The sequence below is a fragment of the Psychrobacter sp. genome (assembly GCF_041554015.1).
Lineage (GTDB): Bacteria > Pseudomonadota > Gammaproteobacteria > Pseudomonadales > Moraxellaceae > Psychrobacter.
Genome location: NZ_JBFFMS010000045.1, coordinates 1 through 16928 on the forward strand (window position 1 = coordinate 1; position 16928 = coordinate 16928).

Consider the following 16928-nt stretch of genomic DNA (forward strand, 5'->3'; position numbering starts at 1 on the left):
TAGAATTCTTAAACGAATGGTGGCTCGAGGCAGGTTCGAACTGCCGACACACGGATTTTCAATCCGTTGCTCTACCGACTGAGCTATCGAGCCGTCTTCGTTGAGGCGCTATTAAACTAAATATAGCGCTTACTGTCAAGCAGTTTTTGCATTATATGTGATAAAAGGGTAAAAATAATGTACGATTTATCAAAATAAGTCCATTTAGCTTACATTTAGTCCTTTACACGCAGTAGCTCATAGTCGCTCATAATACGATGAATATCAGGGTCAGCTGGGACAAAAGCTCGCACACCTTTTTTGACTTCAGCATCATAGACCAGTTTGATAAATTTAGCATCAATCGCGCGGCCGCGATTTTGTAGGTGTACGGTGAGATACTGCAAGCGTTTGCTATCGGTTTGCCCATCATCAAAACAGCCAACCGCGGCGATAGGCTTGTCATTAAACATCCCAACATACAGCGTTTGACCACGTTTAAACCCTTGCTCCATAATGGCCAATACCTCAGCGCCATCAGGCTGGCTATCATCGGTGTCATAGAGGGCTTGCAAGCGCTCGGCTAATTCGTTGTCACGAGCAGGCTTTTTGATGAGTGGCGCATCCAAGCTATTGATAGCGATGGCTTCTAAAGGCATGTTCAATTCCTATAAGTTGATGCAGCAAGGTATAATAGAATCAGCAAGGTCACGATTGATAAAACTGAAGCGATTATTTTAGCAGAATGCGAGGATTTTGTGCGTGGTTTACTGCTTGGTCATGGCAGTAAATGGCAGGGTTTGCTATGATGAAAGGAGGCACTGTTTGCAAAGTCTCAAACCAAGGGTTTGCTCTTTGATAATCGACATAAACGCTGCCACTCCTTATATGTTTTTTCTGTTATAAAATGATTTTGATGCTAATGAACAGCTATTGGGTGCTTTTTTGCCCTAATTTATTGACCGCTTTTAATGAATAGAGAGTAGCCATGACCGCCAATTTAACGACGACAGCCAATACATCTGATACAGCTGAGCAACACCCTACGCAAAACCGCAACTTACATGGTCGCCCTGAACGTATCGCGACTGTTGAGCGTATTACGGCTGAGACCCAAGTAACCTGTACGGTCAATCTTGATGGTACGGGTCAAGGTACGGTAGACACAGGCGTGCCGTTTTTGGATCATATGATTGACCAAATCAAGCGTCATGGTTTGTTTGACTTAGACATCAAATGTACCGGTGATACCTTTATCGATGATCACCACAGTGTTGAAGATACGGGCATCACGCTCGGTCAAGCATTCAATAAAGCATTGGGCGATAAAAAAGGCATCCGTCGCTATGGGCATTTTTACGCGCCACTTGATGAGTCGTTAACGCGCGCGGTGGTTGATTTATCAGGTCGTCCCGGTCTGCATATGGACATTCCCTTTACGCGCTCGCATGTCGGCACTTTTGATGTTGATTTGTTTAGCGAATTTTTCTATGGATTTGTAAATCATTCATGGATGACCGTGCATTTGGACAACCTAAAAGGTAAAAACAGTCATCATCAAATTGAATCTACCTTTAAAGCCTTTGCCCGTGCGCTACGTATGGCTTGCGAATACGATGAGCGTGCGCTAAATACCTTACCATCGACCAAAGAGGCGTTTTAGATGAGTCGTGCCACAAAAATTGCACTATTAGATTATGGTATGGGTAACTTGCACTCAGCTAGCAAAGCATTGTCAGCGGTCGGTGCAGAAGTCTCTATCACTAATGACCCAAAAGTCGTTGCGGCAGCAGATAAGATTTTCTTCCCAGGCGTCGGTGCCATGCGTGATTGTATTGCTGGCATGCAGGAGGCAGGCATTGACGAGGTCATACGACAGGCGATATTTAATAAGCCTGTTATGGCTATCTGTGTGGGCATGCAGGCGTTGTTTGAGCAGTCCGCTGAGAATGGTGGTACAAAATGCTTGGGCATCTTAGATGGCAATGTAGAAGCGTTTGACCCGACATGGAAAGATGAGCAAGGGGCGACCATCAAAGTGCCGCATATGGGCTGGAATACTGTTAACGGTATGGATTTGGCGCATCCGCTGTGGAATGGTATTGAAGATAAGGCACATTTTTACTTCGTACACAGCTATTACTGCGAGCCAGCTAACAGCTCACAAGTGGCTGCTGTTTGTGATTATGGTCAGCCGTTTTGTGCCAGTATCTTGCAAGACAATTTATTTGCTACCCAGTTCCATCCAGAAAAAAGCCATACCGCAGGTCTTCAGCTTTTAAAGAATTTTGTAGACTGGGATATTTAAAGCACATACATTAAACATTTGCTTGAGTGCTAAGGTAGGTTGGCAAATGCGCAATCTACCTTTTTTATTCTAAATTTATAATTGGTTGTTTTTCATTTATACTCAGCTGTCTTTTATCTCTTATACGCGGAATAAAATCGTGGACTTTTATCTCTTTAAAAACGGCGTCGTGAGTGCCACAGGATTGGAAAAAGATGCCCTACATATCTATGTAGGCATCAGTGTTTATCTATTAAGCGTCATTTTGCTGCGTCCAATCTTCAAAAAATACAGTATCAGAGCGTTTATCGCTGTGCTTATGGTGACAGCCATCGCCTTATTGGGCGAGTATCTGGATAATCGTCAGACCATTACCGAGTTAGGTCTTGCGGGGATAGGAAGCGCAGAGCGTATGGCCAGCATCCACGATATTATCAATACTTGTATGCTGTCGTATGTGCTTTATGGACTTACTATGTGGACGAAGATTTTTCAGTCAGTTACTAAACCGACCAGTATGTTAAAACAGCGATAATAAGCGGTTGTAACATACTGGCACGTAGAAGGTTTTTTTATAAAATAAACCATCTAGGCGAGCTTACTTATTATCATAAAGCTCGCGCACTACTTCTCCAATCACGCGAATACCATCAATCAGCGTTTGCTCATCAGCGGCGATACTCATGCGGATACACTCATGTGCATGCTGATAGTTGCTCACATCCACACCGGGAAAAAAGTGTTTACTTGGCACGATAAGCGTGCCTTTTTCTTTGAGGCGCTCGTACAGCTCAGCGGTCGTAATTGGCAAGTCTTTAAACCATAACCATAAGAATATCGCGCCTTCAGGCTTATGAATCGCTAATGGATAATCGCCCAAGGCTTTTTTTAACAGCTTCACGGCAAGAGTCGCCTGCTGCTGATAAAAGGGCTTAATCTCATTATCAGCTAGCTGTTTGATACGGTCATCGTTCACCAATGGCGTGGCAATCGCTGCGCCAAAGCGTGTCGGCGCTAGGTTTACTACCGCATTCATGGCACTAACAGCGGCAATAACCTTTGGCGCTGCGACGATAATACCGGTACGCATACCAGGTAGACCAATTTTAGACAAACTAAAGCAGAGAATGGTATTGTCATCCCAAGTAAGGTGCGCGTCAGAATAGATGATATTGGGAAAGGGCATACCGTAGGCATTGTCAATAATCAACGGTATCTCATAGCGCTTGGCAAGCTCGGATAAATGCGCCATCTCCTCATCGGTCAGCACGTTGCCAGTCGGATTGGTCGGGCGTGAACAGCAAATCGCACCGATACGACCTTCTTTTAGCGCTGGCAAATTCTCTAGAGCGTCAAAATCCACACGATATTTAAAGAAGCCTTCTTCGCCATCATGCGTCACCTCATCGATATGCGGCAACACGGCGGCAAAATGCTGACCTTCGACATGCACATCGCTATAGCCGATATACTCAGGGGTCAATGGCAGTAGAATGGACTTATCTACAGATTCATTCTTTTCATTAGCGAAAGCGCCGCCGAATAGATTAAACAGATAGAAAAACGCATTCTGTGAGCCATTTGTCAGGGCGATGTTTTCTGCGGTGAGATTCCAGTCATAATGACGGTTAAAAAAGCCAACCAAGGCATCGATAAAGGCGGCATCCCCTTGCGGATTGGAGTAATTTGCCATACTAATAATTGCGCTACTATTGGCTTCGCCCGTATCATTATCAACACCAAGCGCTTTATAAGTCTCCAAAAATAACTCATTGACAGCATCAATTTTGGCAGGGTTACCACCGCCTAGCATATTGATAGGCTGATCGCTTTTTAGCGCATCGCCCAAATCATCCATCAATTGTGAGATGCCAGTGGGCTGGGTAAATTTTTGACCGAACTTTGAGAATTTCATAAGGCTACCATGCTGTTTCAAAGGGTTATAAAGGGATTGGATGTTTACAAATTGATATGGAATGTATCATTTAGAAATAAGGATAGCAAATAGCAAAATTTAAAAAGGTTAATAGTAAACTAAAAAATAGGTTAGCTTAAGCTAAATCATGCTTAAGCTAACCTAACGAACCTAAGTTATGTAAATGCTGATAGGTAATAAGAAATATTAAATCATCGCCCGTACCCTTGCCATAATTCCGCGTCCAATCACCAGTCTCACATAAATAATAGCAATGGCAAACAGCAATACGATCAACGCCATACTACCGATACTCAGGCTTACCCACGGCACACTAAAGCGCAGATTAAACCATTGGGTGAGGGCAGCCCATGCCCCAACGCTGGCGATAATCACCGCAAAGGTCGCGGCACTGATGCCTAGTACCCCAAGCTCTAGTATGTTTAGCATATACAAGTCGCGCTTTTGCATACCGAGCAGCCTAAATGAGGCGCTTTCTTGCAGACGGTCTTGTGAGGTGGATAATAACGAGCTAATCAATACCATAACCCCAGTCAGTAAGGCAAGTAGCGTAAATACATAGACCAAGCGGCTCATTTGTACCACAAGCTCTTGGATTTGCTGAGCGATGGCTGTCCCGTCTATCGTCGTCACCGCAGGGAACTGGCGTACCATTTTTCCTTGCAAGTCTGGAATATCCTCAGCGTTTACGTGAGCGGTGGCAAATTGAATCTGCGGGGCAGCAGAGAGAACCGCTGGCTCAAATAAAAAGTAAAAATAAGGGCTAGGACCTTGCTCGAAACGCGAGCGGATACTGGTAATCTGCCCGACGATCTCGATCCCTTGGATATTAAAGCGCACCTCATCACCCATACCGACATTCAGTAAGCTGGCAGCAGTATCCAAAATAGATAAGGGCGCAACGGTTGACGCTGGGTCTTTATTCTCCGTGCTAATAGGTGCATACAGCTGATTGTCTACTATTGCATCTGTAATAAACTCAGTGTCCATCACCGTATCAGCATAGCTAAGATTAAAGACACGCGCAGGATCATCAAAACCATCAGCAGGCTCGATATCTTGTACCGGTATATTATTGGCAGTCACTACTCGAGCGCGTATAACAGGGTAATAGCTCACTGGTGCGTCAATAATGCTATCAATCTCATCATGCTGATCGCTTTGAATATCTAACAAAAATAGATTGGGTGCATCTTCAGGATAAGCGTTAATAAACTGGGCATTGATACTGTGATTGAGCGTTGTGATGAGGGTCAGTACCGCCACCGATAATGCTAAGGTGACGAAAAACAATGCCGATTGGTTGCCCTTACGCGCAAGGTTATGAATCGCAACACGCTGCATCCAGCCGATTTTTGTGTTACTGGCGATACGTGCCAATAACCACAGCCAGCCGCGTGCTAATAGCCAAAATATACTCACAAAGCCAATTAACCCGATTAATAACTGCGCACCAAATAGCCATCCGCCTACTTCATAAGCAAAAAACACATATAGACCAGCAAGCATTAACCCATACCAAGCTAACGGTAAGCGTTTATACCAGGGCAGGTGTTGCACCGCTGAGCTTGCACCTTGATTGAGCAAGGTAGCAGGTTTGGTGGTGTTCAATGTGCTTAAGCCGCGCTGGGCGATAAGCAGCGTAAGTACTAAGGCTATGATGGTGGTTTTAACAGCACTGATAGGATTGATCGCCAAGCTGACGTCAGCTGGCAAGATAGCCACAAGATAAGGCTGACCGACGTTGAGTAAGCCAAAGCTGACTAAAGTCGCTGCGATACAAGCGATAACGGCAGTGATAATAAGAAGCTGATAGTAGCTGCGTTTTAATGATTTGAGCGGCTCACCCAGTGCCAAACGTATCGCATTGCTCGACTGCTGTTTGGTCACAAAGGCGGTGATGACGCCATACATAGCCACTGCGGACAATAACAATACGGCAATGACCAAAAGCTTTAAAAACATCAAGACATTATCAGAGATGCGCGACACCGAAGTATCCGCAGATTCTGCATCAGAGATCTCGATATCAGGATAATTGGTCAATATTTGCGTCAGTTTATCGCGCTGAGTTGCCATCAATTCTGCATTACCTGCCAGCTCAATGCGGTAATTGATACGGCTACGCTGCCCCAATAGATTGGTTGCCTCTAACGCCTGCTGGGGCATCAAAATACGCCCACCGAAGCCAAAGGCGCTTAGCGGACGATCAGGTTCTTTTGTTAATACATCACTGATCGTAAACTGCGCATCACCAATAGTAATCTGGTCACCAATATCAGCGCTTAAACTTTTGAGGACTTCAGGGGCAACCACCACATTATTGGCGGTAAGCTGCTGCCATAAGGGCTGTCCTGATGCAAGTTCGACCTCACCATATAATGGGTAGGATTGGGAAACCGCTTTTATGCTGGCAAGCAAAGTCTGCTCATCGGTGATGACCATCGCGCTAAACTGATAGTCAAAAACCGTTTGCGTGTCGGCAAGGGTATCAACTTGCGTTAATACTTCGCTTGGCCAATCTTGCTTACTGTTTAAGATTAAATCACCACCGACCAAAGCACGCTGATTGTCATTGATATAGGTGTCAACTGACTGCTGAATAGAATCAAGGGTGAGGTAGGTCGCAAGTGACAGCGTCAAAGTCAGTAAAAATAATACTGGATATATCCAGCGCTGCCACCAGCTACGGCTGAGAGCTTGCGCGCCCAAGCTTTTCGAAATTAGCAGACGATTAAATAGTTGGCTTATGATGCCACTCGAATAATTCGACTCATTATCCATGTTATCCATTGAGTTTCGATCCATCTATCATACCATCATGCATGGTGATAACGCGATCTGCCATATCAGCAAGTGCTGAATCATGGGTGACCACCACCAACGCTGAGCCGGTTTTCTGACGCAAATCCAGTAACAGCTGCATGACTTGATTGGCATTTTGTTCATCTAAATTGCCAGTTGGCTCATCGGCAAAGACAATTTTTGGGCGTGATACCAATGCGCGTGCAACCGCTGTACGCTGCTGCTCACCGCCTGATAGCTGGTTTGGCAAGCTATGACGCCGATGAACCAAATCAACTGCCGCAATCAACTCATCGACGCGCGCTGCATCTGGGCGACGGGCAATGTCCAATGGAAAAGCGATGTTTTCAGCAACAGTTAGCGTTGGTAGTAGATGAAAGGATTGAAAGACAAAACCCATATCGCGCTGACGAATAACTGCCAAGGCATCTTCATCTAATCGGCTTAACGTTTGACCTGCCAGCTCGACGTCGCCGCTATCAGGATAATCTAATGCCGCTAATAAACCGAGTAAAGTAGATTTGCCAGAGCCAGATTTACCCATGATCACCACAAACTCGCCAGCATTCACATGAATATCGACGTCTTTGATGATAGATAAGGACTGATCACCAATACGTACGGTCTTATTGAGCTTGGTGGCAGTAAGCAGCGCGGCTTGCGAGGTCGGTAATGCTGATGTCATTGGACAGTCTCAGTAGGCGTATTGGTCACATTTGATGAGTTTATTTTTTTAAGCTCAGGCTGTAATATCGGTAAGATATTGTCATTAACAATCAGCGTATAACCTTCTTTGGTCGGATGAATGGCATCAGCCTGATTGAGCTTAGGGTCGCCGCCGACACCGTCTAAAAAGAACGGGATAAGCGTCACATTCATGTCTTTTGCCACTCTTGGATATATCGCGGCAAAGGATTTTACATAATCAGAGCCAAGGTTGTCATAGATCTGCATACCGCCCAAGATAACCACGCTGCCATTGTCCTGTAAGCGCTTTACGGCAGTACGAATGTTTTCTTCAACCGTCGCGACATCAATACCACGAATAGCATCATTAGCACCAATGGTCAAAATAGTGATATCAGGTTTGGTCTGTAATACCCAATCCAAGCGATTGACCAAACCGGTACTGGTCTCGCCGCTCAATCCTGAATTGATGACTTTTACATCTTTATAGCCAAGTTCTTGCAAGCGTGTTTGTAATTGAGCGGGGTAGTTGTCATCATTATCAACGCCAAGCCCTTCGGTTAACGAATCACCCAATGCCAATATGGTCAAAGGCGCTTGTTGTTCAGCAGGGCTCTTTGTGGCTGTGGTTTGAGACAGTTGAGTATTGGAAGTTTGATTGCTGTTCTGAGTATTGTTTTGAGTACTGGCTTGAATATCAGTATCCGTCTGAGTATTACCAGCCTCAGGCGTTTTTTGACAACCGCTGATTGCGATTGCGACGGTCAAGACAGCGACCGTAATCAAGTGCTGCGGTAAGCGAGAAAGTCTGTTTATCATAATTCTGCTGTCCTATAGGCGATGGCATCAGTCTAGCAGAATCAGATAAGCAGCAATATGGTGCAAAAGTTAATCGATTTGTGATAAAAACTAAATCCGCTTGCCATCGACCATCACCGGACGGCTGACCAGCCAAGCAAATCCTACGTTTACTACCATTAATATCAGCATAATCAATAAAGGCAAATCCCAACTGTCTGTTGCTTCATGTAACCAACCAGTCCCCAATGGACCAAAAAACGCAATCAAATACCCGACCGCTTGCGCCATACCTGACAGCTCACTTGATTGATTGGCGGTATAAGTACGCATCGAGAACAGCATCATACTCAAGGTAAAAATCGCTGAACACCCAATGCCCATAAGCGCCGACCATAACCATGCCAAATCTACAGATAAGTAGCTGACCCCTAAGATACCAATCACATTTAAAACGGCTGCAAATACCGCCAGTGCCTGAATAGGTCGTCCACGATTGATAAGCCAAGTTAAGCTTAAGATCGCTATAGGTGCCATAAATTGGAACACCGAGTTCATCTGCCCCGCATTGACCGCTGACAAACCTTTACTGAGCCAAATCGATGGTAAAAAACTGGCAGCAGTATAAAAAAGTAGCGATTGTAAGCCCATAAATACCGCAATTTGCCAAGCAAAGCCGGTGCGCCACATAGAAATATCGGAGGAACCTTGAGTAGCGATAGGAATAATCTGATCGCTCGACGAGCCCAAACGCAGTCGTAGGAAGACCCAGATAACGATGGCAAATACGCCCAAAATCGACCAACCACCAAGCGCCCATTGCCAACCTACGTGCTCTGATAATGGCAAGACCACGCCCGCGACAATCCCTGCTGACACCGTCATGGTCAGACTGAATAATCCTGTAATAAGAGGGATATGGTTGGGCGTGCGCTGCTTAATCACTGGTGCTGCAAGGGTGTTGGCAAAACCGATCGCCAATGTCAGCAGTAAGGTGCCACATAGAAAGCCTATCCAAGTGGGAATAATGCTGCGAATAATCATGCCCACGGTTAAGAGACTAATCATGGCAATTAAAGTGTTTTCAAGCCCAAAACGCTTACCAATCGCTGGCGATATAAACGCCCCAAGTGCAAATGTCAGCATCGGCACTGCGCCAAGCCAGCCGATTTGAGTTTCGGAGATATCGAGCGCCCCTTGAACCACCGGTGCTATAGAACCAAGTGCAACGATAGGCGCGCGCATATTGGTCGCCAATAGAATCATGGCACATAAGACGAGCCAAAAGGTAAAGCGCGAAGAGGGTAGCTGAAACGGTGCAGGAGTATCCGTCTGAGACTGTAAAGGCAATTCATTTTGCCCATTAAGAGAGGTAGACATAGCAGCACGACTATTATTAGCATAAGAAAAAGGACACGTTATTAAACAGCGCCGAAGAGTCGTCGCTTGCAAAATAACACCAGAAAAATCTCACGAAGAAGATGAGTGAGACAAACAACAGAATGTCGACATATCGGCAGAAAGCCAGTCATATGACCCTGCTGCCTTAACGGCTAAGGCAGTATGAGTAGATATGAATAGTGATGTGGAGCAATAACGCTGCACCATAAAAATAGCGCCAGCCCTTTTTTTATAAGGTCTGACGCTATTATAAGAACAAATGACGGCTAAATACTACCAGCGTATGGTAACAAACTGAGTATTTATACCGACTTGCCCAATTGAGCGGCTTTTAGAGCATGCTCTTGTTGTTCTGCGATTAGTGAATCACACTTATTGGGATCATTACCACAGAATGAGCAGTTTTCATCACCCATCAATTTGGCAACACCGCCACAAGACCCTCTAAGCGGCTTTTTTTTGACCATATAACCGATACCCATAAATACAAAAAACAGCATAAAGACGGTAAAGGTGACGATAAGCATAGGAAGCAGTTGGCTAAGCATAGAGGAGACCTCACATTAAAAATGGGACTGTTATCTGCGTGATAACATATTGCTAGTATAGCAAAAATTTGCCTTGCCCGTTTGAGCTTGTTAGTTTAGTAAAAATCTAAGAATAAGCGCGCAATTGCTTTTATCAGCGTTCTTGTCAGTACTCTTATTTAGTGATTTTAGATTCAGCTCGGTTTTTTATCGGCACGTAATGCTTGCATAGCAGGTGTTTGTACCACCTGCCAATCATCAATGCTGTCCGCAGCTGCCTCTACGCTCACGCCCTCTGCCAATACAACAAACAATGCCGCTATGTTTTGCTCCTTAGCGACGCTTAATGCTTTTTTATAAGGCATTGCTGTTAAGGCAGTTGCCCAAGCATCAGCCAGCGCGACCGACTCTGCTGCGACCGTCACTGATGGCGCACCACCTACGATAGGCTCTCCTGTGGTCGGGTCAATGGTATGACTATAATGCTTACCATCAAAGACGACAGAGTTGCGATAGTTGCCAGAGGTTGCCAAATGCATGGTGTTGCCATTATTGATCGGTTGGCGGATTACCGCCATACTTTGACGCTCGCTGACGGTACTACCCTCGATCGGCGCATCAATTGCAATTTGCCACGGCTGCTGCTGGGCACTGACGCCAGCGGTTGCCACCTCACCGCCAATCTCGACCATATAGTTGCGAATTTGATAGTTATTTTTTAGCACATCAGCAATGACATCAACGCCATAGCCTTTGGCAACAGCAGAAAAATCAAGCCCAACGCCCTCTTTGGTTTTATAAATGGTCTTATCTTTTTGTATAACACTGTCAAAGTCGACCAAGGCTTTCGCTTGTGCAATCTCAAGCGCCGTCGGTGGACTTTGTAAACGCTCAACGGTCATGGTGCTACCAAAACCCCATGTATCGATGAGCGGCATTACTGTAGGGTCAAAGGCACCGCCCGATAGCTGATAGACTTGTCTCGAAGCTGCTAATACATGATTAAAATCTTCATCAATGGTAATAGGAGTATCTTTATCTGCTTGATTAAAGGTAGAGATGATAGAGTCCGCTTGATACGTAGACATACTGTTATTGATATCTTGTAAACGCTTATCGATGTCTGCTTGTATAGCCACTTCATCCGCGCCTTTTGGCAACTGATAGCTAATATGGTAGCTGGTCCCCATGGTCTCACCGCTCAGATTGTTATAATTGCTCTTTTGCTGGCAAGCGCTCATTCCTAGCCCAGCGCTTATAGCAATAATAGGTAGGAGGGTGATATTTATCGCTTTTATAGAAGGTGGGAATGGGGTTGGTTTTTGTATACTTGGGTTTTTCATAGGAGTTATCACAGCTTGATAGAACGAAGGGGTAAATGAGGCATTACCTATTTTACACCCCTTGCCACCTATAACGCCAATGGTCAGCCTCAGACATTTTAAAATACATCTGGCTACTTAATATCTATAGTAGCTATACCTCAAAAAAGCGGCGACACTGCTTATGGCGACACTGCTTATGGTGGTACTGCTTATATTGCTAGTCTTGTCAGGTAAGAAGTGCCGATAGTCAAAACCAAAAAAAGAGCCTCAATTGAGACTCTTTTTTATTTATCACTTTAAATAGATTTTCTTTGCTTAACCACCGAAGTCATCAAGCATGATGTTTTCATCTTCCACGCCCAAGCTGTGTAGCATGTCGATGACCGCCGCATTCATCATCGGTGGCCCACACATGTAGAACTCACAGTCTTCTGGGTTTGGATGGTCTTTTAGATAGTTTTCAAGTAAGACATTATGGATAAAGCCGGTTGGACCTTCCCAATTGTCTTCTGGTAGTGGATCAGACAACGCCACATGCCACTCAAAGTTATCAAACTCTTTTTCTAGTTGATCATAATCTTCAACGTAGAACATCTCACGAATAGAGCGCGCACCATACCAGAAACTGATTTTACGGTTAGAGTTCAAGCGTTTTAGCTGATCGAAGATATGTGAGCGCATCGGCGCCATACCTGCACCACCACCGACGAAAATCATCTCAGCGTCTGTCTTTTTGGCAAAGAATTCACCATAAGGACCAGAAACCGTGACTTTATCGCCAGGGACGAGGCTAAATACCCAAGAGGACATTTTGCCTGGTGGAATACCGTCAGGACCACGTGGCGGTGGACTTGCGATACGGATATTAAACTTGATCAGGCCTTTTTCTTCAGGATAGTTGGCCATCGAGTAAGCACGAATAACCGGTTCATCAACTTTTGATACATAGTTGAAGATACCAAATTTTTCCCAATCTTCACGATACTCTTCGTCAACCACAAAGTCTTTATAATGCACTTCATGCGGCGGCGCTTCTAACTGTACATAACCACCAGCGCGGAAGTTTACTTCTTCGCCTTCTGGAATTTTAAGCACCAACTCTTTAATAAAGGTAGCAACGTTATCGTTAGAGATAACCTCACATTCCCACTTTTGTACATCAAAGAATTCAGGGTCAATCTCGATTTTCATGTCTTGCTTGACCGCAACCTGACAAGCTAAGCGCATGTGGTTACGGATTTCACCTTGGGTAAAGTACCCTTCTTCGGTGGGCAGGATAGATCCGCCCCCTTCAATAACGCGGCAACGACACTGCGCACAGGTACCACCGCCACCGCAAGCTGAAGATAAGAAAATACCTTCGCTCGCCAGTGTTTGTAGCAGTTTGCCGCCTGCAGGTGTTACAACGTCGTTCTCGGGATTATCATTGATATGGATAGTAACATCGCCTGAACTGACCAGTCGTGAGCGCGCCGCCAAAATAATGGCAACGAGACCCATGATGATCAAGGTAAACATAGCAACGCCACCAATCGCCGTAGCGTAATCCATGGTAGGTATCCTTAATCTATGGAGTAGGGGAGCGAAAAGACGTCATTGCGTGTTTCCTGAACCCCTACCGAATAAATGAATTAAATAGGTCAAATCGCTAAATAGGCTTTTAAGCGTAGCGGTTTAAATTGACATACCGCCAAACGACATAAAGCCAAGTGACATCAGACCAACCGTGACAAAGGTAATACCAAGACCACGCAGCGGCGCTGGAATGTCTGAGTATTTTAGCTTTTCACGGATACCCGCCAAGGCGGTAATCGCCAATGCCCAACCAAAGCCTGCGCCGACGCCATAGACAACTGACTCACTAAAATTATAGTCACGCTCAACCATAAATAGCACGCCACCTAAGATGGCACAGTTCACAGTGATCAGCGGTAAGAATACCCCTAGGGCGTTATACAGACTTGGGACGAACTTATCCAAGAACATCTCTAGAATCTGTACTGTCGCAGCAATCAAACCGATATAACTGAGTAGACCCAAAAAGCTTAAATCGATATCTGGGAAACCTGCCCATGCCAGCGCACCATCTTTTAGGATGAACTGAAACAGTAGGTTATTTAGCGGTACGGTAATCGCCATTACAACGATAACTGCCACACCAAGACCGATAGCGGTTGAAACCTTTTTCGATACTGCCAAAAAAGTACACATGCCTAAGAAGTAGGCCAGCGCCATATTCTCGATAAAGACCGAGGTTATAAATAAACTGACATAATGTCCCATTAGTGACCGCCCCCTTGTGCCATGCCTTTAGACTGCGGCTTCATTACAAATTCAGCGTCTTCGACCTGATCAGGTTTCCATGTACGGATAATCACGATAAACAGGGCGATAATAAAGAACGCTGACGGTGGTAGTAGCAATAGACCATTTGGTACGTACCAGCCACCATCGGTCGCGGTTTGCAAAATAGTCATGCCAAACCAGCTGCCTGCGCCCAAAAGCTCACGGATACTGGCGACAAATAGCAATACTGCCGAATAGCCTAGACCGTTACCGATACCATCCAAAAAGCTTGGTACTGGTGGGTTGCTCATCGCAAATGCTTCAGCACGGCCCATCACGATACAGTTAGTAATAATCAAACCAACGAATACTGATAAGCCTTTACTGACATCATAGGCGACTGCTTTTAGGATCTGATCAACTAAGATAACCAATGACGCAATAATCGTCATCTGTACGATAATACGAATGCTTGATGGGATTTGCTTACGGATAATAGAGATAAAAAAGCTCGAAAATGCGGTGACCAAGGTCAACGCCACACTCATTACCAACGCATTTGCTACGCTAGTCGTTACCGCAAGCGCAGAACAGATACCTAAGATCTGTAGGGCAATCGGGTTATTATCAAAAATAGGCGAGGTTAAAATACCTTTTGTATCAGCCATGTTATGCCTCCTTGCCGTTTGCTGCTGGTACGACTGCGACCAGTTCGGTTACGGGGTGCGCCTGCTGTTGGTGTAGGTTTTGACCCAGTTTTTTATACGGGCTTTGAATGGCCTTTACATCAACATCTGCCAGTGTTTGACCGCTCTCTTTACGCAGCTGGTCTAAGTACGGCTTATAACCTTGCTCGCCAAGCCAAAACTGAATCATGTTACTAACGCCGCGACCAGTTAAGGTTGCACCACTGATACCATCGACCCAGTTGTCTTTTGGATTACCGGCTTTGGTTACACCAGTTGCCACAGCGCCGTTTTCGTCATAAGAGTGAATGCCGCTCCACATGGCGCGCCACTCTGGCTCCTCGATACGAGCGCCTAGACCCGGAGTTTCTTTATGCTCATAAAAACTGATACCTTTAATGGTATTCATGTCACTCTCAAGCGTTAAGAAACCATAAATCGTACCCCAGAGACCGTAGCCTTGAATCGGCAGAACCACCATTTCAGGTTTACCAGCGTCATCACTTTTGACATAGACTTTGGCATATTTAGGCTTACGACCGATACCAGCAGGATCATTACTGCCTAAGTCTTCACTTAGGGCTTTGTTCTTAGCTGCTTGACTGGCATCGTAAGCATTACGATCAGGGATGCCAGCAGCGCTCAGCGCGTCATCATCGAGGTAGTTGCCTTTATTAAGGTCAACGATTTTTACCTCAAAATCTTTAAAACGCTCCGCCACATCTTCATTGGTGTCGGATGCCGGGTCAAACATACCAGCGGCAACCAAGATATTCTTGTTACGGTCTAAGCGCGCGTTTTCTACTTGCGCAGGCTTTAGACCAACAGCTGCAGCTGAGACCAATACCGAGCACACCAAGCATAGCGTCAATGCCACACTGATGGTTTTTGCGTTATTACTTTTGGGCTTGGACATAGCGAACCCTCCGAGCAGTTTGGCGTTTGATATTCGCTTGCGTGACAAAATAGTCAAACAATGGCGCAAATAAGTTAGCAAATAGAATGGCTAGCATGATGCCTTCTGGGAAAGCTGGGTTGATGACGCGAATCAATACGGTCATAAAACCAATCAAGATACCATAAGCCCAGCGTCCTTTATTGGTATGCGCAGCAGATACAGGATCAGTTGCCATAAATACCGCACCAAAGGCAAAACCACCGATGACCAGATGCCAGTAAAACGGCAAGCTCATCATCATATTATCTTCAGAGCCGATCATATTAAAGACAAGGGAGGTGGCAATCAGACCAACCACACAACCTGCCATAATGCGCCATGAAGCAATGCGCGTCCAAAGTAAGACCGCCGCACCCATTAGGATAGCTAATGTTGATACTTCACCGATACTACCTTGCATATTGCCTAAGAATGCATCACTCCAGGTAATGGCATTGCCATAAACATCGACGAAGTCTTGTGGGAGCACGCCAAGGGCAGCAAGACCAAGTGGCGTTGCACCCGAGAAACCATCAACCGCAGTCCATATTGAGTCGCCTGACATATAAGCCGGATAAGCAAAGTATAAGAAGGCACGACCCGATAGAGCAGGGTTAAGGAAGTTTTTACCCGTACCGCCGAACACTTCTTTTGCTACAACCACACCAAAGATAATACCTAAGGCAACCTGCCATAAAGGGATATCTGGTGGTAGCGTTAGTGCAAACAGGACAGAGGTCACAAAGAAACCTTCGTTAACTTCATGGCCGCGCACCACAGCAAAGATAATCTCACAGAGAATACCTACCGCAAATGTTACGAGATAAATAGGCAAAAACTGCATAGCACCATAGACAAAGCTTGCCCAGATACTGTCTGGGTTGTAGCCTGCCATACTGGTAATAATGGTACGCCAGCCTTCAGGCTGCAAGCCAAGGGTTGCAATCGCAGTCAATGCTTGATGACCGATATTGTACATACCCCAAAACATCGCAGGGAAAGTACATAACCAGACGGTAATCATAATACGCTTAAGGTCAATACCGTCGCGTACATGGGATGAGGCGTATGTGGTTGTGCCGGGTTGACGTAAAAACGTATCAAACATCTCAAAGATGGCATAGTATTTTGCATGTTTGCCACCCTTGGTGAAAGACGGCTCCATACGATCGAACATATTGTGTAAAAATTTCATCGTGGTTAGCCCTCCAGCTCAATGCGCGTTAAGTTATCACGCAAAATATCGCCGAATTCATATTTGCCAGGAGATACGA

At 45.4% G+C, this 16928-nt stretch carries 16 protein-coding genes and 1 tRNA gene; 3 read left to right on the forward strand and 14 right to left on the reverse strand.

Translation table 11 applies throughout. The features are described 5' to 3' along the window. Window positions 1–17: 17 nt before the first annotated feature. Both ABYU67_RS10610 and ABYU67_RS10615 read right to left on the reverse strand, forming a co-directional pair. Window positions 18–93 (reverse strand) — tRNA-Phe (locus ABYU67_RS10610). A gap of 122 nt (window positions 94–215) precedes the next feature. Continuing rightward, window positions 216–638, reverse strand: coding sequence for a hypothetical protein (locus ABYU67_RS10615; protein WP_372844998.1), 423 nt, complete (start codon window positions 636–638; stop codon window positions 216–218). 329 nt (window positions 639–967) lie between these two features. Between ABYU67_RS10615 and hisB the strand changes: the two genes are divergently transcribed. The 3 genes from hisB (at window position 968) to ABYU67_RS10630 (ending at window position 2801) form a co-directional block, all read left to right on the forward strand. Beyond that, window positions 968–1642 carry an imidazoleglycerol-phosphate dehydratase HisB gene (gene hisB, locus ABYU67_RS10620; protein ID WP_372845000.1) on the forward strand — a complete coding sequence of 225 codons (675 nt, stop codon included), beginning with the start codon at window positions 968–970 and terminating at the stop codon, window positions 1640–1642. Beyond that, complete coding sequence (gene hisH / locus ABYU67_RS10625) at window positions 1643–2287, forward strand: imidazole glycerol phosphate synthase subunit HisH (protein WP_372845002.1); 645 nt, start codon at window positions 1643–1645, stop codon at window positions 2285–2287. Window positions 2288–2426: 139 nt separating this feature from the next. Further along, entirely contained in the window at window positions 2427–2801 is a 375-nt protein-coding gene (locus tag ABYU67_RS10630; RefSeq protein ID WP_372845004.1) for a hypothetical protein, read from the forward strand. 63 nt (window positions 2802–2864) lie between these two features. Here the strand turns inward: ABYU67_RS10630 and ABYU67_RS10635 are convergent, their stop codons facing one another. From ABYU67_RS10635 to ABYU67_RS10690, 12 genes are all read right to left on the reverse strand, one after another. After that, a complete protein-coding gene (locus tag ABYU67_RS10635; RefSeq protein ID WP_372845006.1) occupies window positions 2865–4181 on the reverse strand; it encodes a valine--pyruvate transaminase in 1317 nt (438 codons plus the stop codon). 207 nt (window positions 4182–4388) lie between these two features. Next, window positions 4389–7010: an ABC transporter permease gene (locus ABYU67_RS10640; protein WP_372845008.1), complete on the reverse strand. Its 2622-nt coding sequence runs from the start codon at window positions 7008–7010 to the stop codon at window positions 4389–4391. Continuing rightward, a complete protein-coding gene (locus tag ABYU67_RS10645) occupies window positions 6988–7692 on the reverse strand; it encodes an ABC transporter ATP-binding protein (protein WP_372845010.1) in 705 nt (234 codons plus the stop codon). The genes ABYU67_RS10640 and ABYU67_RS10645 overlap by 23 nt, the downstream gene beginning before the upstream one ends. After that, complete coding sequence (locus tag ABYU67_RS10650; protein ID WP_372845012.1) at window positions 7689–8513, reverse strand: arylesterase; 825 nt, start codon at window positions 8511–8513, stop codon at window positions 7689–7691. The genes ABYU67_RS10645 and ABYU67_RS10650 overlap by 4 nt, the downstream gene beginning before the upstream one ends. Before the next feature lie 90 nt (window positions 8514–8603). Continuing rightward, a complete protein-coding gene (locus ABYU67_RS10655; RefSeq protein WP_372845014.1) occupies window positions 8604–9872 on the reverse strand; it encodes a CynX/NimT family MFS transporter in 1269 nt (422 codons plus the stop codon). A gap of 323 nt (window positions 9873–10195) precedes the next feature. Beyond that, the gene (gene nqrM, locus ABYU67_RS10660; protein WP_372845016.1) at window positions 10196–10441 is read right to left on the reverse strand and encodes a (Na+)-NQR maturation NqrM; all 246 of its coding nucleotides are present in this window, start codon (window positions 10439–10441) and stop codon (window positions 10196–10198) included. Between the two features lie 173 nt (window positions 10442–10614). Further along, the gene (locus tag ABYU67_RS10665; RefSeq protein WP_372845017.1) at window positions 10615–11763 is read right to left on the reverse strand and encodes an FAD:protein FMN transferase; all 1149 of its coding nucleotides are present in this window, start codon (window positions 11761–11763) and stop codon (window positions 10615–10617) included. 297 nt (window positions 11764–12060) lie between these two features. Continuing rightward, window positions 12061–13296 (reverse strand): NADH:ubiquinone reductase (Na(+)-transporting) subunit F, encoded by a 1236-nt coding sequence (gene nqrF / locus ABYU67_RS10670; protein ID WP_372845019.1) that lies wholly within the window; start codon window positions 13294–13296, stop codon window positions 12061–12063. Between the two features lie 123 nt (window positions 13297–13419). After that, window positions 13420–14028 carry an NADH:ubiquinone reductase (Na(+)-transporting) subunit E gene (nqrE, locus tag ABYU67_RS10675; RefSeq protein WP_183619198.1) on the reverse strand — a complete coding sequence of 203 codons (609 nt, stop codon included), beginning with the start codon at window positions 14026–14028 and terminating at the stop codon, window positions 13420–13422. Continuing rightward, a complete protein-coding gene (locus tag ABYU67_RS10680) occupies window positions 14028–14699 on the reverse strand; it encodes an NADH:ubiquinone reductase (Na(+)-transporting) subunit D (protein ID WP_372845021.1) in 672 nt (223 codons plus the stop codon). Before ABYU67_RS10680 ends, nqrE begins: the two co-directional genes overlap by 1 nt. 1 nt (window position 14700) lies before the next feature. Continuing rightward, window positions 14701–15633 (reverse strand): Na(+)-translocating NADH-quinone reductase subunit C, encoded by a 933-nt coding sequence (locus ABYU67_RS10685; protein ID WP_372845023.1) that lies wholly within the window; start codon window positions 15631–15633, stop codon window positions 14701–14703. Further along, window positions 15614–16849, reverse strand: coding sequence for an NADH:ubiquinone reductase (Na(+)-transporting) subunit B (locus tag ABYU67_RS10690; RefSeq protein ID WP_372845025.1), 1236 nt, complete (start codon window positions 16847–16849; stop codon window positions 15614–15616). The genes ABYU67_RS10685 and ABYU67_RS10690 overlap by 20 nt, the downstream gene beginning before the upstream one ends. Window positions 16850–16928: the final 79 nt, after the last annotated feature.